This is a genomic window from Paenarthrobacter sp. FR1 (genome assembly GCF_051106045.1).
Classification (GTDB): Bacteria; Actinomycetota; Actinomycetes; order Actinomycetales; family Micrococcaceae; genus Arthrobacter; species Arthrobacter nitroguajacolicus_A.
Genome location: NZ_JBPFSF010000006.1, coordinates 249,910 through 265,797 on the forward strand (window position 1 = coordinate 249,910; position 15,888 = coordinate 265,797).

18 protein-coding genes and 2 tRNA genes are annotated in these 15,888 nt (G+C 62.9%); 3 read left to right on the forward strand and 17 right to left on the reverse strand.

Features of this window, described 5'->3' with window-relative positions:
• Positions 1-24: 24 nt before the first annotated feature.
• Genes ACR30Z_RS13970 through ACR30Z_RS13995 form a run of 6 tightly spaced genes read right to left on the reverse strand, consistent with a single transcriptional unit; the run spans position 25 to position 5,139 of the window.
• Complete coding sequence (locus ACR30Z_RS13970; protein WP_434373120.1) at positions 25-735, reverse strand: hypothetical protein; 711 nt, start codon at positions 733-735, stop codon at positions 25-27.
• A complete protein-coding gene (locus ACR30Z_RS13975; protein ID WP_434373122.1) occupies positions 732-1,757 on the reverse strand; it encodes a vWA domain-containing protein in 1,026 nt (341 codons plus the stop codon). Before ACR30Z_RS13975 ends, ACR30Z_RS13970 begins: the two co-directional genes overlap by 4 nt.
• The gene (locus ACR30Z_RS13980; protein WP_434373124.1) at positions 1,754-2,737 is read right to left on the reverse strand and encodes a vWA domain-containing protein; all 984 of its coding nucleotides are present in this window, start codon (positions 2,735-2,737) and stop codon (positions 1,754-1,756) included. Before ACR30Z_RS13980 ends, ACR30Z_RS13975 begins: the two co-directional genes overlap by 4 nt.
• Positions 2,728-3,204: a hypothetical protein gene (locus ACR30Z_RS13985; protein WP_434373126.1), complete on the reverse strand. Its 477-nt coding sequence runs from the start codon at positions 3,202-3,204 to the stop codon at positions 2,728-2,730. The genes ACR30Z_RS13980 and ACR30Z_RS13985 overlap by 10 nt, the downstream gene beginning before the upstream one ends.
• Positions 3,194-4,120 (reverse strand): DUF58 domain-containing protein, encoded by a 927-nt coding sequence (locus tag ACR30Z_RS13990; RefSeq protein ID WP_434373127.1) that lies wholly within the window; start codon positions 4,118-4,120, stop codon positions 3,194-3,196. The genes ACR30Z_RS13985 and ACR30Z_RS13990 overlap by 11 nt, the downstream gene beginning before the upstream one ends.
• A gap of 11 nt (positions 4,121-4,131) precedes the next feature.
• Positions 4,132-5,139, reverse strand: coding sequence for an AAA family ATPase (locus tag ACR30Z_RS13995; RefSeq protein WP_434373129.1), 1,008 nt, complete (start codon positions 5,137-5,139; stop codon positions 4,132-4,134).
• 165 nt (positions 5,140-5,304) lie between these two features.
• Here ACR30Z_RS13995 and ACR30Z_RS14000 point away from each other — a divergent pair, with 165 nt between their 5' ends.
• Positions 5,305-5,508 carry a hypothetical protein gene (locus ACR30Z_RS14000; protein WP_434373131.1) on the forward strand — a complete coding sequence of 68 codons (204 nt, stop codon included), beginning with the start codon at positions 5,305-5,307 and terminating at the stop codon, positions 5,506-5,508.
• A 28-nt stretch (positions 5,509-5,536) separates the two neighbouring features.
• On the opposite strand, the gene ACR30Z_RS14005 is transcribed toward ACR30Z_RS14000, so the two are convergent.
• The 5 genes from ACR30Z_RS14005 to ACR30Z_RS14025 form a co-directional block, all read right to left on the reverse strand.
• The gene (locus tag ACR30Z_RS14005; RefSeq protein WP_434373133.1) at positions 5,537-6,415 is read right to left on the reverse strand and encodes a carbohydrate ABC transporter permease; all 879 of its coding nucleotides are present in this window, start codon (positions 6,413-6,415) and stop codon (positions 5,537-5,539) included.
• Complete coding sequence (locus ACR30Z_RS14010) at positions 6,412-7,281, reverse strand: carbohydrate ABC transporter permease (protein ID WP_434373135.1); 870 nt, start codon at positions 7,279-7,281, stop codon at positions 6,412-6,414. Before ACR30Z_RS14010 ends, ACR30Z_RS14005 begins: the two co-directional genes overlap by 4 nt.
• A complete protein-coding gene (locus ACR30Z_RS14015) occupies positions 7,278-8,648 on the reverse strand; it encodes an extracellular solute-binding protein (RefSeq protein ID WP_144651531.1) in 1,371 nt (456 codons plus the stop codon). The genes ACR30Z_RS14010 and ACR30Z_RS14015 overlap by 4 nt, the downstream gene beginning before the upstream one ends.
• A 102-nt stretch (positions 8,649-8,750) precedes the next feature.
• The gene (locus ACR30Z_RS14020; RefSeq protein WP_167510496.1) at positions 8,751-9,950 is read right to left on the reverse strand and encodes an ROK family transcriptional regulator; all 1,200 of its coding nucleotides are present in this window, start codon (positions 9,948-9,950) and stop codon (positions 8,751-8,753) included.
• 195 nt (positions 9,951-10,145) lie between these two features.
• Positions 10,146-11,300: a class I SAM-dependent methyltransferase gene (locus ACR30Z_RS14025; RefSeq protein ID WP_434373138.1), complete on the reverse strand. Its 1,155-nt coding sequence runs from the start codon at positions 11,298-11,300 to the stop codon at positions 10,146-10,148.
• A gap of 223 nt (positions 11,301-11,523) precedes the next feature.
• On the opposite strand from ACR30Z_RS14025, the gene ACR30Z_RS14030 reads away from it, so the two are divergent.
• The gene (locus tag ACR30Z_RS14030) at positions 11,524-11,901 is read left to right on the forward strand and encodes a cupin domain-containing protein (RefSeq protein WP_144651525.1); all 378 of its coding nucleotides are present in this window, start codon (positions 11,524-11,526) and stop codon (positions 11,899-11,901) included.
• Positions 11,902-11,960: 59 nt separating this feature from the next.
• Here the strand turns inward: ACR30Z_RS14030 and ACR30Z_RS14035 are convergent.
• Positions 11,961-12,033 (reverse strand) — tRNA-Ala (locus tag ACR30Z_RS14035).
• Between the two features lie 363 nt (positions 12,034-12,396).
• Here ACR30Z_RS14035 and ACR30Z_RS14040 point away from each other — a divergent pair.
• The gene (locus ACR30Z_RS14040; RefSeq protein WP_144651523.1) at positions 12,397-12,981 is read left to right on the forward strand and encodes a ScbR family autoregulator-binding transcription factor; all 585 of its coding nucleotides are present in this window, start codon (positions 12,397-12,399) and stop codon (positions 12,979-12,981) included.
• 89 nt (positions 12,982-13,070) lie between these two features.
• On the opposite strand, the gene ACR30Z_RS14045 is transcribed toward ACR30Z_RS14040, so the two are convergent.
• The 5 genes from ACR30Z_RS14045 to ACR30Z_RS14065 all read right to left on the reverse strand — a co-directional run bounded on the left by ACR30Z_RS14045 (position 13,071) and on the right by ACR30Z_RS14065 (position 15,834).
• Positions 13,071-13,143: transfer RNA gene (locus ACR30Z_RS14045), tRNA-Ala, on the reverse strand.
• A 116-nt stretch (positions 13,144-13,259) separates the two neighbouring features.
• On the reverse strand, positions 13,260-13,664 hold the full coding sequence (rsfS, locus tag ACR30Z_RS14050; protein WP_434373140.1) for a ribosome silencing factor: 405 nt from the start codon (positions 13,662-13,664) through the stop codon (positions 13,260-13,262).
• A gap of 59 nt (positions 13,665-13,723) precedes the next feature.
• Positions 13,724-14,911, reverse strand: coding sequence for a hypothetical protein (locus tag ACR30Z_RS14055; protein ID WP_434373142.1), 1,188 nt, complete (start codon positions 14,909-14,911; stop codon positions 13,724-13,726).
• 7 nt (positions 14,912-14,918) lie between these two features.
• Positions 14,919-15,590: a nicotinate-nucleotide adenylyltransferase gene (gene nadD / locus ACR30Z_RS14060; protein WP_434373198.1), complete on the reverse strand. Its 672-nt coding sequence runs from the start codon at positions 15,588-15,590 to the stop codon at positions 14,919-14,921.
• A gap of 4 nt (positions 15,591-15,594) precedes the next feature.
• Positions 15,595-15,834: a hypothetical protein gene (locus ACR30Z_RS14065; RefSeq protein ID WP_144651516.1), complete on the reverse strand. Its 240-nt coding sequence runs from the start codon at positions 15,832-15,834 to the stop codon at positions 15,595-15,597.
• Positions 15,835-15,888 lie beyond the last annotated feature (54 nt).

Below are 15,888 nucleotides of genomic sequence, written 5' to 3' on the forward strand. Positions count from 1 at the left end.
CCCGTTAAACGCCCTTGGTGGTGTTCACCACGGCCTGTCCACACTCGGTCCGCTGTCCGGGCTACGCAGGTACTCTCCACGTTCCATGCCCTCCGCCCGCTCCCGCTGGGCTCGCTGCGCGTTCTCCTCCAGCTGCTTGAGTTGCTCCGGCTGAGGGGCGGCCGGAGTGTCTCCCGAACCCTGTTGCGCATCCATGCTTGGCGTTTCGCCTGCGGAAATCTTGCCAGCGAGTCGATCCGCTGCCGAGTCCAAGCTGGCGCCTTCCCCTGCCGCGTTCGACGACCCTGCCTCGTGGCATTGCGGCGGCGAAGCCTTGGCAGTGTCGAGGGCTTCCTGGTACAACCGTGCGGCTTCGGATAGGTTCCCGGCTGCCGTGTCCCCCAGCTTCTCGATGGTCAGTACCAGGTTGACGCGAACCTTGCACTCCTCCGTGCCGGACCCCGCCCGCAGTGCTGCCTCAAAATCGGTACGGGCAGCGCCGAAGTCACCGGCCAGCACGTGGGCATCTCCCGCGGCGAATTGCGCCTTGTATGGCTCTACGACGTTCGCCACCGACAACCATGACGCCGCACGGTCCACGGCGTCCTGCTGGCCGGAGGTGAAGGCCTCCTGCGCAGAACTGCCCAGCAAACCCGCACTCACCAGTTTCACAGCGACTGCGAGCGCCGCGAGGGCCGGTGCAGCCGACCACAGCGCACGCCGGAGTGGCCGCCGTCGTGCCTTTTCCTCTTTCACGGCCTGGGCTCCTTTCGACGCGGGCCACGCACGTCCTGAAGCGCGGTAAGGTGCCGCAGGGGCTCAGACAGTGCAAGGAGGAAGGCTGCCAGCGCCAGCAGCCAGTAGAGTTCCGTGCGGCCTGGTCCGACTCCGTTGGTTGGGGCGAATGCGCCTGGTTGGGCCTTGCCGAGTGTGTCGGAGATTGGCTCGTTTCCAGTCCGATGCGCGTAGGGGATGTGGAGTTGGTCTGCGATGCCGCGGAGTTGCCCTTCGTCGATTCTTGACATCGCGTCCTGGGGGTTGCCGGAAGCCGTGTCCCTCAGATAGCGGGCATCAGCATCCGAGGAGTCCTTCATTCGCCCGCCCTGAGGGGTGCCGTAGCCGAGCACCGCTCCCCCGGCCACGTTGGCAGCGTCCAAAGGTGCTGGCCGTTCGGTGCTCGTGTTCTCGCCGTCACCGGCGTAGAAGACAAGCGCCGGCCGCCCGGGATGCTGCTCCTTCGCGCTTGCCAGCCTTTCCTTCAGCAGCTGCGCTGCGCCGGTCACAGTACTGCCCCTGGCGTACCTGGCATTCTGGGGTTGCAGGGTGGTCATGGCGGTTTGCAGGGCAGTAGCGTCTTGCGACAACGGCATCCGAACGGTGGCTTTGCTGTCAAAGGTGATAAGGGAGAACTTGGCTCCTGCCAGTTCTTTGGCAATGGCCATGACGTCCTGTTTGACGCCGGTCAACCGGGTATCCGTGCCGTTGTAGTCCTCGGCGGCCATGCTGGTGCTGGTGTCCACCACGAAGTAAACGTCAACGTCCGCGGTTGCTGTTTGGGCTTCTCCGCCGGTCCAGCCGGGACGCAGCGCGGCAAGGAGGAGAAGCACGACGGCGGCACCCCTGAGAGCTGCGGGCCGCACCGGCCGTCGGGGGGCGGTCCGTCCGGTGCGGTCTCGGCGCGCGATCTCCCAGCCGGTGAAGGCCACCACAGCCAGGCACGCAACAACCAGGACAGGCCAGGGCAGGATCGGGGCGAAGGTCAGGGCGTTGGTGTTCATGGGTCCAGCCGCCATCCCAGCACCAGCATTCCCGTACCGGCCAGCAACGCGATCCCCAGTGGCCAGGCCGGGGTGTCCGCTACTACAGCCTGCGGAGCCGCACGGTAGCTGGTGGCTTCTGTTTCCTGCACCTTCTGCACGATCCCGGGCACGGCTTCGGGGCTGTCCAGGGTGAAGTAGGTGCCTCCGGTCCGCTCAGCTGTTGCCCTGAGCTGCACTCCGGGTTGGTCGGGCTGGTCCCCGTAGTCCAGATCTCCGGGGTTGAGGGCATGGACCTTCACGTTCTTGCTGATGGCCAGTGCGCCGGCCTCCTCGAGCGTGAAGACCGGTTCACCAGAGAGGAAGTTGTCCGTGGCCAGCACCACCGACCGCGAGCGCCGCGGGTCAGGTGAACCATCGGCGGTGTCCGGGAAGCTCTGGACGCACGAGGCCAGGCCGTCTCCAATGAGCGAGGAGCCTTCCCCGTTCCAGGTGCCGTCGAAGAATGAACCGGCTCCACTGTCCAGGGCATCCTTGGCTTGGGTGAGCTGTTCGGTGGCGTAGTGGTAGTCGTCAGTGAGGGGGAATAGTTGAACGCTGCTGCTGTCGAAGATGACCATGCCGATGCGTTCGCCGTCGAATTCCCCGGCGAGCTTTTGGAAGACGGCTGCGATGGCCGCGTCCGTGCTGGTCATGGAACCGGAGACGTCCAGGCAGAGCACTATGTCCCTGTTCCGTATTTCCGGTTGCACGGTGCTGCGGTGGGTGGGCCTGGCTGCGGCTGTGGCGGTGGCGGCCAGGAACACGGCACCCAGGACGACGGCCAGCACCAGCCTGGTCCGGTACTGGCGCAGGGCGTGCTGGTATGCCGGGAGCGCAGTCAGCCGTTCACCGTGCGCGATGTGCCGCACCTTTTGCGGACGACGGCGGATGGAGAGCCAGGCGGCGCAGCCCACGGCTGCTGCGGCGAGGGGAAGAATCCACCAGTAGCTCAGTTCCATGCCCGCACCACCCGACGTGCGGCCTCTGCCGAGTGGTGTATTGATTGGACGTGTATTGATTGGACCTGGACGGGTGCGAATTCGTTGGGGTAGATGCCGGCGATCCCCGCAGCAAGCTCGTCCAGTCCTTGGTGGCGCAGTTCCTCGAGGGTCATGGAGGTCGCCGGGAGGCCGGAGGCCGCCTGCGCGAATTCGCGCAGGAGGTAGCTGAGTCTTTGGTGGGCGTCGCGTTCCGGTATGCGTCCGGCGTCGGTGTCGCTTGCTGTTGCGTCGATGGCCGCCAGGCAGGCGGCTCTCAGTGCGTCCAGCCCGGGCAGGGATGTGGCTGACCGCGTGGGAGTTTCCGTACGGGCGGGCCGGAGGACCCAGACATACCAGCCGGCAACGAGGAGCATGAGAAACAGCCCCAGCCACAACCAGTGGGATTGGTACTGCAGTGGTGCGTAGAAGCCAGCGTCATCCTGCACTGCGCCCACCTTTGCCGGCGCTCCGCGCTGCGCGGATGCCTGAACGGTGCTTTTCGAGGAGGGCGAAGACTGCCGGCAGGACGTCTTCGCTGCCGGTGGTTAGTTCCTCGGCGATTCCGAGGCGCCGGAAAATGGCGTCGCGTTGTTGCCCACGGTGGAGCATCGCCGTGGCATAGGCTGCACGCACCGTGGCGTCAACGGCCAGTGCTGCGGGGATCCCCCGTCCGGTCCCCACATCCGTGCTGTCCTGCGAGCGGCCTCCTGTTTCCAGGGCGAGGTCCGCATCGCGGATGGTCAACCACAACACTTCATGGCGTGCACGCAGCCGACGCATCAGCGCTTCCGCTCGGGGGTCGGGCATGAACTCGTCCGCGATAACGACGATGAGCAGCCTCCCCTTCAGGTACTTCAGGGCGTAATCCAGCTGTTCGGCGATGGCACTGGCCGGGCTGTCTACGGCGATGGCGTCGATTTCCTGGAGCAGCCGTTCCAGATGCTCTTCGCCCTGACGGGGTGGAATGTAGGTGGACGCGACCGTATCCCCCTGCAAGAGGCCCACATCGTCTCCGTGCCGAGACGCGAGGTACCCCAAGACTCCGGCAGCGTGAACGGCGATGTCCTTCTTGGGTTCCCCGGACAGGGCCTGTGCGGCCATGGTGCGCCCTGCATCGACCAGGAGCAGGACTGAGTGGCGTCTCACCGCGACATAGCGCTTCACCAGGGGCGAGCCATGCCTGGCTGTTGCTTTCCAGTCGATATCCCTGACTTCGTCGCCCGGGACGTAGGCGCGCAATTCGTCAAAGTCCAGGCTGCGGCCTTTGAACACAGAACCGTATTCGCCGTCGAGCAAAGTGAGGGTCCTGCGGTGGGCGAAGATGAACATCTTCGACTTGACGCGTCGGAGGAGGCCAGGCACCTACTCGTCCCCTACGGCGTCTGGACTGACGCCAGGACGGCATCGATGATGGTCTCCACAGGGATGCCTTCAACCACGGCATCGAAGCCAAGAATGATGCGGTGGCGCAGGATACGGTGTGCGAGGTTTTTCACGTCCTCGGGAATGACGTGGTCCCTCCCGTTCAGCAGTGCGAGCGCCCGGGCGGCCTGGCTGAAGGCGATGCTGGCCCGTGGGCTCGCACCGAATTCGACCAGATTGGCCAGCTGGGGTTCCAGGTACTGGGTGGCGTTGCGGGTGACGTACGCAAGGCCAACGATGTACCTCACAATTGCCGGGTCGATGTACACGCGACGTACGAGTTCCTGGACCTGGACCACTGCGTCAAGGGATGCAGCGGCCGGCGGCTTCTGATCTGCGCTGAACACTCCAGCATCAATGCGACGTATGACCTCCGCTTCCTCCGCGGGGCTGGGATAATCCAGGACGTCCTTCAGCATGAACCGGTCCATCTGCGCTTCGGGGAGACGGTACGTTCCCTCTTGCTCGATCGGGTTTTGTGTGGCGAGCACCAGGAAAGGCTGCGGCAAGGGGTATGACTCGCCGCCGATGGAGGTCTGCCGTTCCTGCATCGCTTCCAGCATGGCGCTTTGCGTCTTGGCGCTGGAGCGGTTGATCTCATCCAGCAGGACGATGTTGGCATGGACGGGGCCTAACTGTGTGACAAAGGTACCCTTGGCTGCGTCAAAGATCTGGGTACCTGCGATGTCGCTGGGCAACAGGTCCGGTGTGCACTGGATACGGCGGAACTCGGCACTCACTGACTCCGCGAGGGCCTGGGCCGCCGTGGTCTTGGCCAGCCCCGGAACGCTTTCCAGCAGCACGTGGCCGCCCGTCAGAAGACCAATGACCAAGGTCTCGCGAAGCCGGGTTTGTCCCACCACTTTGTTCTCGAAGCTGCGGACGATGCTGCCCATCAGCTGCTGGGCCCGGGCCATCTCCGGTGCGTCGATTCCGGCCGTGGCAGTGATCTGTTGCACTCGTGGTCCCCTCGCTGGCGTTGGTGTCTCCCGGCAAGCGGCTGGCACTGGGTGCCGGGCACTCCTGTGCTCCGCCTGCATCGGCCACTCTATCCAAGTCCTCCCCGTTCGGAGCCGCAATGGGTACCCCTCCCCATGGGCGCGCCGGAGGTCTATCCTTTTGCCATGCATCAGCTACCAGCCGCCTACCAGAACTATCTGGCATCCCAGGATCAGCACGTCATCGACGCCGTTCGCCCCGTTCTCCTCCAGTCGGCAGCGGACCAACGGCACGGTGTACGCATCACGTTCAACAGGGGCCCAACCGGACACCAGGCCCACCTTGACGATTCCATCCCCTACGGTGAAATCGTCGAGGACATCGACTGACCGGGCACTGGCTTTTCATGGCGTCCGGCTAACCTTTCATGGCACCGGACAGGGCAAAGGAATTTCCCATGCCCCGGGAGACCACCGCATAGAGCACCAGCACGGGCACGGAATACAGGATGGAGAACGCGGCCAACTGTCCGTAGGCAATGGCGCCGTGCTGGCCGAAAAAGCTGAAGATGGACACTGCCGCCGGTTGCTTGCTTGGGGAGAGCAACAGGATGAAGGGCACGAAGAAATTCCCCCATGCCTGGATGAACACAAAGATGAACACCACGCCAAGCCCCTGCCTCATCAGGGGCAGCACGATGGTCCGCAGCGCCGCCATGTTCGAGGCGCCATCCATCCACGCCGCCTCCTCCAACTCCAACGGAACTGAATCCATGAAGTTCTTGGTCATCCAGATCGCCATGGGCAGAGTAGTGGTGGCCATGAAGAAGATCGTTGCTGCCATGGAATCCAGCAGCTGCAACTGGACGAACAAGCCATAGACCGGCACCATGATGGCCGTCACGGGCAACGACGTACCGAACAGCACCGTGTACATGAAGGGCTTGTTGAACCGGGATTGGTATCTGGACAAAGGATAGGCAGCAAGGACCGCGACCAACACGTTGACTACTGCAGTTCCGGCAGACAGCAGGAAGCTGTTGGCCAGCGGCCGAAACAACAGTTCAGGAGTCAGGACAGCCCGGAAATTATCCGTCGACGGCGTTGACGGCACCGTGGTCTGGTAGCCGGCTTGGGGGTCGACGGCGGCCAGCAGCAACCACAGCAAAGGCGCCACAAAGCACAAGCCAATCGCTACCAAGGCGATGTCCGCACCAACCCTGGCCCTGGAGCGGGCGCTGCGGGTCGTCGTCGTGCTATCCGCACCCGCCGGCGCTCGCAGTCGGCTGCCGGTCATGGGCGCTGCTCCCGCAGGAGCCGGACGTACACCGCGCCGAAGACCATCCCCAACAGAATCAGCACGGACGCCACAGCCGTCCCGTAGCCGATGTCCCCAAACTTGAAGGCCTCCTGGTAGGCCAGCACCGGCAAAGTGGTGCTGGCGTTGGCGGGTCCACCCGCAGTCATCACCCAAATGAGGGTGAACACGGCCAGCGTTTGGAGCGTGATCAGCATCAGGTTGGTGGCGATGCTGCTCCGGATCAGCGGCAGCGTGATGTAGGCAAGGCGCTGCCACCCCCTGGCACCGTCCACCAGTGCCGCCTCTGAGATGTCCCGGGGAACATCCGCCAGCGCCGCCCGGTACACCAGCATGGAGAAGGCGGTTCCGCGCCACGTATTCGCCAGGACAATAGCAACCATCGGGAAGGAATACAGCCAGTCGGGGCCCTGACCACCCACCACCCCCAACAGCTGGTTCAGCGTCCCATCCCGGTTGAAGTAGGCGTAGGCGGCGAAGGCGGCCACGATTTCAGGCAGGACCCAAGCCGCCACCACTGCCGTGCCCACCAACGACGACACCGCCCTTCGCGACCGTGTCATCAGCAGTGCGATCAACAGGCCGAGGACGTTCTGGCCAAGCACAGCCGAAGCTGCGACAAAGACCACCGTCAGCCAGGCGGCCAACGGGAACGAGTCGTCACTGAACATCCGCACGTAGTTGTCCGCGCCAACCCATTGCGGGTCCCTGGCAGCTTTGCCGGACAACGAGGCATCGGTAAACGATGCGTAAAAGGACCACACCACCGGGGCAAGCAGGAATAAAAGCAGCAGAAGAATGGATGGGACTACTGGAAGGAGCCGCAGCGAGCGGCGGATCGTCATTTCTCCAGGACCTTGTCCTCACCGACGAGCTTACGGACCGTTGCGTCGTATTCGGCAGCGGCATCCTCGGGACTCTGCTTGCCCGTGATCACCGCTTCCGTGGCAACTTGGACGGCGGAGGAGATCCTGGGGTAGTCCGCGGTGGCTGGGCGGTAGTGGGTCACCTTCACCAGGTCCGAAACATCCTTAACGAAGGGATTCGCCGCCAGATACTGCGGCTCCGAGGCAACATCCGTGCGGACGGCGATCTGCGAATTGTTGATGTCGTAGGCCAGTGCGTTCTTCTTGTTCAGCGCAGTGGTGAGGAACTGGAAGGCCAGCTCAGGGTTCTTGCTCTTGGCACCCACCGCCAGCGTCCAGCCGCCGGACATGCTGACGCCGCCGGGTTCCTGCCCCTTCTGCGTGGGGAACATGGCTACGGCCATGTCCTGCTCATAACCTGGCCACTCATACGCGCCGCCTTTTTGCCAGAACGACGGCGTGTAGGAACCTTCCACGGTGGCGGCCAGTTTTCCTTGGGGGAACCATTCGCCAAAGACCTTCTTCCAGACGTTCGCATCCAGTGCTTCGGCTGGACTGACCGCGAGCTTTTCGTCATAGAGGGTCTTCAGGAACGCCAGCGAGTCGGTGAAGCCCAGTGAGCCGACTACCCACTTCTTCTCCTTCTCGTCATACAGCGTGCTGTCTGTGCCATAGAGCAGCTCGTAGAAACTCTGCATCACTGTGCCCTCGCCGGTCCCCTTGCCTGCGTACATGTTGAAGGGGATCACGTTGGGGTCGGAGGCCTTGATGGCGCGTGCCGTGGTGAGAATATCGTCCCAAGTCTTCGGCTGCCAAGGCAGGGAGACCCCCGCTTTCTGGAGCACGGCTTTGTTGTACCAAATGGCACGGGTATCGGTGCCCAGCGGGACAGCATAGATGCCGCCGTCGTCGGCACGGCCAGCTGCCTTGGCTGCTTCGTTGAACGCGGACCAGTCGTCCCACTTCTCGAGGTAACTGTCCAGCTTGAGGAGGTACCCGGCGTCGACGTCGGAACGCACCTTAAAGGTGTCCTCATAGAAGACGTCCGGGGCGGTGTCCGCGGAACGCTGCGCCAGCGACAGCTTGGTTCCGTAGTCGTCGTCATTGGCTTGGATGGGCTGGAGGTCTACCGTCACCCCGGAATTGGCGGCTTCGAATTCTTTCTTGGCATCCTGCATGACCGCGTCAAGGGCCGTAAACGAGTCGGTTTTCTGGTAGACGATCTTCAAGGTCTTGCTTTGCGTTGCCTCAGGCGTAGGTGAGCAGGACGTCACGGCCACCAGCAGGGCAACGACGGACACGATGGCGGAGAAACGTACTGCGACATTCTTCACTGGGCGGCGCATGGTGCTCCATTCAATCAAACGCGGCTGCAGCCCCTCACTTCACCGTGACACTCCCGCGACGTGGCCGAGCCTTGCGGATATTCGGTTGTCCCTGCCCAGGGCCTAGCCCTCCAGCAGGAGCCTTTGTGCGCGGGGGGCCAGCGTGTGTTCCAGCACGAGGCACGCTGCGCCGATGGCGCCGACATCCTCACCCACACCTGTTCCCACCACTTCGAGGCCGTGGATCATACGGGCCGCGTTGTTCGTATCCAGGAGCGCAGGAACACGTTCCAGGAAGTACGGCGACACCCGACCCCAGAAAGGGCCGCCGAAAACTACGCGCTCGACGTCCAAAGTATTGGTCACGACTGACACGGCACGCGCGACGAGCGTGGCCGATTTGGCCAGGATGGCAATGGCCTTTTCGTCGCCGGCATCAGCTTTATCGCACAATTCGGCGAAGCGCTCTTGGACCTCAGGGCCGTCGGAACCCTCATGACGTCCGTCGAGGACGCCGGCTTCCTGGGCTTCAGCAACAACCACCTGCGGGATGGCCGAAGATTTGACGCAACCGCGCTGACCACAATCACACAGCGGACCATCAGGGTCCACCACAATATGACCAATTTCACCGGCGTTACCCGATGTCCCCCGCACCACTTCATCATTGAGCACGATGCCGCAGCCGATGCCTGTACCCATGTACATGAAGACAAAGCTGCCGGCACCACTGGCCCCGCCTGCCCACGTCTCGGCAACCGCGGCGCTGGTGACGTCCTTGTCCACCAGCGTCTCCAGGCCTGTGGCCTCGGTCAATGCCTCCCGGATGCGCACTCTGTTCCAGCGTGTCAATAGAGGCGGCTCCACTACGGAACCTTCGTCAAGGTCGATCGGACCGGGAACCGCAACACCCAGTCCTGCGATCTTGGTTGCGTCCACACCTGATTCTTCGATGAGCACTTGGATCTGCTCGGCAATACTGGTGATCACGCCCGCCGGGTCACCGCCCGGCGTCGCCATGCGGGAATGCCTCACGACGTCACCGAGCAAGTTCAAGACAACAAAGGTAATGACGGCCGGGTCCAGGTGCACGCCCACCGCATACATCCCTGCGGGGTTCAGGCGCAGGATGGTGCGCGGCTTTCCGGGGCCGGAACCCTCCTTGCCGGCCTCCACAATGAGTTGCTGATCCAAGAGGCGCCGCGAAATGTTGGAAATCGTCTGCGGGGAGAGCCCCACGATCTGTGCCAGTTCGACGCGGCTGAGTCCGCCCGATGACCGCCGGATCGCCTCCAGAATGACGGTCAGGTTGAAGTCCCCCATGCGGGGTAGGTTCGTTCCGCGCCTAGGTGTCGGCTGCCGGATCTCAGTCACTGATGCCCCTCGTTATTCGGAAAACGTCGTCGAATTAGTCTGTGTCTGCATCGTACGATACCCCCGCCGCCACGGATACGAGCACACGCTGGCCACGGAGTCAGGGCTTGGTAACGATGACACTGCATTGTATGCGACAGGCGTTCAGACCGTGGTTTTTGATGACGCCCAGCCCTTCCGGCTCCGCGTCACCGTGAACTTGGGATTCCTGCCTTCCTCAACTGTCGGCCCGATGAGGCGTTCAAGGGCAGCCCGGTACTGCAAGTGGCTGTTGTAGACCGTCCATAGTTCCCCTCCGGGCGCCAGGACCCGGGCGGCGGCCTCAAACATCTTCAGCGCAGCGCCAGCGTGGACGCTTGTACCCACATGGAACGGCGGGTTCAGCAGGATGAGGTCGGCACTGCCCGCATCAAGGGTGGACATGGCGTCATCGTGCAGCACCGTGATCCGCTCCCCCAGGCCGTTGGCCGCCGCAGTCCCCCTGGCCGAGGCGACGGCGGCCGCGGACTGGTCAGTCGCGATGACACGGGCCGTGGGGTTACGGCGCGCATACATGGCGGCCAGAATGCCCGTTCCGCAACCGAGGTCGACTGTATTCTGCGATGGTGGCATGCGATCAAGGAACGTGAGCAAGTAGCGCGTTCCGATATCAAGGCGGGCACCGGAGAATACAGCGCCGTGGGCCTGTACCGTGAGCCCCAGCTCCGGAAGTGACTGCACCATGGGGAAGGGCGCCGGGCCGGCAACGGGTTGAGGGTTCTTCGCCACCAGCACACGGGACTTCTGCCGGGCCAGCTGGGGTTGGAGCGTGGAGAAGTACTTTTCCAACACAGCGTTCATTCCAACGGACATGTGCTTGACGCGGCCTCCGCCAAGCAAGACCGCATGCGGCGGTGCAAACCGGGCAACGGCGTCGGCGATTTCCTCCAACTCAGCAAGCGACTTAGGCAACTGCAGAAGGATCAGGCTCGCCCCCTCCAGCAATTCCCGGCCGAGTTCATGCTCAATGTAGCGCCCCTCCAACCCGGCCGTGGCCGCATTGCGCTGAAGCGCGCGCCTGCCGGTGGACAGGTCCTGGTTCACCCGCACATGTTCGACGCCGAGCCCAACCAAAGCGCCCAACGTCAAGGCGCCGTAACGGTCGCCAATGACAACGATCTCGGTTTCCGGGCCGACCAAGCCCCCAGCCGTCTCCAGCAACAGCCTGTCAGTGGCGTCGTGAGCCTGGAGGTTGTCCGCTTCGACGTCGGGGAGCCTGCTTAGGCTTCCGAACAGCGCCTCAAGTTCCCATGACGTCACGATGCGGTTCTCGCTTTCCTTGCGGCAGCTTTTTTGACTTAGCTGCGGTGTCTCGACTTAAGAGGTGCCAGGGAGGAATCTGGAGAGCATCAGGCAAACACCTGCTCGTCGCTCCGGTTGATGTCACAACCCTCGGACGCCGGCAGGCATAGGAACCGGCAAACCCAAGGAGCCAGGCACCGGGACCACCAATCATTCGGCTCCCCCTCCCCAACGAGAAGCCATGAGTGTCAATGTTGTCACGAACCTTGAAGTAAAGTCCCACAACTCCCCCGACGAGACACGGCGACCGGACAAGACCGTGTTGGACCTTGTCACCGTAGGAGACTACACAATCGGCCGCATGACGTTTGAACCGGGCTGGACCTGGGCCGACTGCATCAAACCAGTCGTCGGTACCGACTCCTGCCAGCTGAGCCACGTAGGTTTCTGCGTCTCAGGCAATTTGGAAGTGGAAACCAACGACGGCGGGAAGATCAGCATTTCCGCGGGAGATTCCTACAGCATCCCTCCGGGCCACAACGCCAAGGTGGTGGGCAGTGAGCCCTTCCAAGGCGTCGAGTTCGTCAGCGGCGCGGAATTCGCACGACCTCCCGAGTAAATTCGCAGCCGAGGGAAAGCAAAAGACCCCGCTCGAATGAGCGGGGTCTTTTTCCGAAGTGGAGCTGAGGGGACTCGAACCCCTGACCCCCTGCATGCCATGCAGGTGCGCTACCAGCTGCGCCACAGCCCCGGATTTGCTGGTTTCGTGGGGAAGTATTTCTCTTCCCGTCGAAGCAACTCGTCAATACTAACCACATTCAACCGATAAGCGAAATCGACAAACCGTGAGGTACGTCACTGCCGGCAATTGTTCCCCGGCAGCCGAGGTGCGCTGGACGAATCCATCGCACCTCCCCCCAAACCGGCTGCCAGCGAGCGTGCACGCATAATCCTGCAGCGCCCTCCTGAAGTCTAGGATCTCTCCCTGGATAAACCAAACCGTCCAGTCGGTTTTTGATGCTGAGGCATTGCGGCCGGTGATAGCGTAGTGGGGGCCTTAAGGGATGCTTCCCGGCCGCCGCACCGTCCACCACCGAGAGGTCAGCCACTACCGATGCAGCAACGTGCGAAGGAAACGCGGCTCGCTGTCATTGAAGGTGCTGCCCGGGTCTTCGCAGAGATTGGCTACGGGAACGCCAGCCTGACGGACATCACCAAGCGCGCCGGCGTGACCAAGGGTGCACTGTACTTCCACTTCACGTCGAAGCGGGAACTTGCTCTGGCAGTCATCGAAGAACAGCATGCCTTGGTCTTGGCGGCAGGTTCCGACATTGTTGGCTCCAGCAAGCCGGCACTGGACAAAATCATCGGCCTCTGCAGGATGTTCGGCCAACAATTGCTGGACGAGCCAATTGTCCAGGGTGGCATTCGACTCACCTTTGAAGCATCCGCGTTTGAAGCGGACGTGTCCGGCCCCTACGAAGACTGGATCAGCACCGCGGAGCAACTTCTCCAGCAAGCCCGATCGGACGGCGCCGTTCGGCCCGACCTTGATCCTGCGGCCTTCTCCCGCTTCCTGATTGCCTCCTTCACCGGCGTCCAGATGGTCTCTGATGTTCTGACGGGACGCGAGGACGTACTCCTAAGGATCGAACAGATGTGGGACTTCATGCTGCCGGCACTGCAGCGGGCCCCCTGAACGCTCGGCGCTGGGCCACCATTCCGGGCACACGAAAGAGGCCCTGCCGTTCTCCACGAGATTCATGAAGAAAGGCAGAGCCTCAAGAGTGGAGCTGAGGGGACTCGAACCCCTGACCCCCTGCATGCCATGCAGGTGCGCTACCAGCTGCGCCACAGCCCCATATTCTTGCCGCTTCGCGTTCAGCTTTTCGGCTGTCCGCGCCGAAGCAACTCAAATATCTTAGAACAGCATTTCCGAAAATTCCAAATCGGGCATATTCGGCTGCCGCGCAGTTGCTAGTGCTCTGAGTCCTCCACTGTTACCGACTTGGCAGAGGCATCGTCTCCCAGTTCAAGGTCCACCACAGGGCAGTCCTTCCAGAGCCGTTCCAGGGCGTAGAAGACCCGGTCCTCAGCGTGCTGGACGTGGATAACGATGTCGGCATAATCCAACAGGACCCAGCGGCCTTCCGAGCGGCCCTCGCGGCGCACGGGACGAAGGTCCTGCTTAAGCAGTTCCTCCTCGATGCCGTCAACAATGGCGTTGACCTGACGCTCCGTGGGAGCAGACGCAATCAGGAAGATGTCGGTGAGCGCCAGACGCTCGCTGACATCCAGAGCGACAATGTCCTCGGCAAGCTTGTCGGCTGCGGCGCGCGCGGCGTGACGGGCGAGGGTGATGGATTGTTCATGTGCAGACACGGGGTACTCCTTGTTGTGGCCTGTGGCCTATGGATGGCGTGAGCCGTTATTGAGCGGAACTAGCCGCTCGTGATCATGATGATGCCGACGATGAGCGCGACAAGGCCCAACGCCAGGACGCCGTACTGCAACAGCCTGTTTCGCTGCGCCCTTGCCAAGCCAGCCGTGTTGACGTCAAGGGGATCAAGTCCATACGCCGTGCTGGCCGATACCGGTGGCCGCTGCGTTTCTTCGCTGGGCTCCGCCGCCATGACGGGCTTCTTCCGCACGGACCGGGCAACCGCCTCCGCCCGGGCAAGCACTCCGGCGCGGCCACGTGACCCTTGCTCCCTGCCGGTCGGTGGGACGGCATCGAGCTTTGGTCCCGCAGAGGTAATCAGAGGCACGAAGGTGGTGCTCGGACGCTTCATGACGGGACGTTCGACGCCGGGAACCTTGACGAACTCCAAGGGAGTCACCATGGCAAGGTTGTTGGCTGTCGAAGGACCCGCCGTGACGGCAGGGGACTTGGGTTCGGCTGGGACGTTTGACTCCGGTGCCTTGCCCTTGTCCGTCTGATTCTGCTCCGCGAGTTTCTGCTTCGCAGCGGCACGCTTGTTCAATACTGCCGCGCGCTCGGCGAGGGCGATCTGCTGGGCCAGGACCTCCGGATCAACGGCCAACGGATCCTGCTCGGCAATGTGTTCCAGCTTGGCAGTCTGGTTCTGTACCTGGGCAGCGATCAGCTCGCGGACCGCGAGTGCCTGCTCCACGGACATTTCGGATTCCGCTGAAGGATTCTGGGTTTCCCCACCATCGGACGACGGCGAGGAAGGGGCCGGGGCCTTCTCCTTGGACGGCTCCTGTGGAGCCTCCGGCTTCGCAGCGTCCGGAGTGGAGCCGGGAGCCGGGACGATGGGGTTCATGGAAGTGGCCACTTCAGCCTGGAGCTGCTGAAGCCGAAGCTGGCGTCGTGTCGGCGGGCCACCCCCGGAGAGTTGCTCCTCCTTGTCGGCAAGTTCCTTGATGGTGCGCAGCGCTGCACGATCGCGCGCACGGATCTGGGAAGACCGCTCCTGGGCTGCGGGCCCCACCGCATCTACGGGCACATCTGCGGCGCGACGATTGCGGCTGTTCGCACGGTCAGCCCCCATCACGGGCTCGGCTCCTGCGGGTGCGGTTGTCTCCGCCTGCGCCTCCGGGTGCTCTTCCCGGGCGCGACGCAGTTCACGCCTGCTGCGGATGGGTCGCTGTTCCTGGCTGCTCATTCAAAACTCATTCAGTACGTGCTTGGTCGTCTGATCCGGACACTGCCGGAGCGAAGTCCCCCGCCTCGGGGCGCGCGGCATACAGTCCATATTTTGCGATGTACTGCACCACACCGTCCGGCACCAAGTACCAGACGGGGTTGCCTGCTCCTACGCGGGTTCGGCAGTCCGTGGAGGAGATGGCCATGGCCGGTACCTCCAGCAGGCTGACGTCATCCCTGCCCATGTCATGCAGCTCGTGCCCCGGGCGGGTTACGCCGACGAAATGGGCCAAGGACCAGAGTTCGTCCACGTCCTTCCACGACAGGATCTGCGCCAAGGCGTCGGCGCCTGTGATAAAGAACAGATCCGCATCGGGGCGGAGGGCGCGAAGATCGCGCAGGGTGTCGATGGTAAATGTCGGACCTGGTCGGTCCACGTCCACCCTGCTCACCGTGAACCGGGGATTGGACGCCGTGGCGATCACCGTCATGAGGTAGCGGTGCTCCGGCTGGCTGACCTGCTTGTGCGATTTCTGCCAAGGCTGGCCGGTGGGCACGAAAACCACTTCATCAAGGTCAAACTTGGCTGCGACTTCACTTGCAGCCACAAGGTGGCCGTGATGGATGGGATCGAATGTTCCACCCATCACGCCCAGCCGAAGCCTGCGCTCCGACTCCCCACGCGGTGTTGCGGCGATAATGTTAGTGACCCTGGCCGTGGGTGTGCTTGTTCGGGTGCTGGCGGTGCGGATCGGAGTGCTCTTCTACGGCCTCGTGGCGATTGCCCAGGTTGGTGTAGGAGAGGGTGACGAACATGAGAACCAGCAGGAAAGCGAACATCACAATGCCGAAGACCCACGGCTCAGCCCACAACGGAGCGAGTTCCTCGTGGCCCCCTTCAGTCTGGGCGGCAATGGACGTGGCGATCTGCTGAAACAGCATCTTCTCCCCTAGTTGGTTCTCAAGGATTTTCGACGACGGGACTTCCCGCCGTTC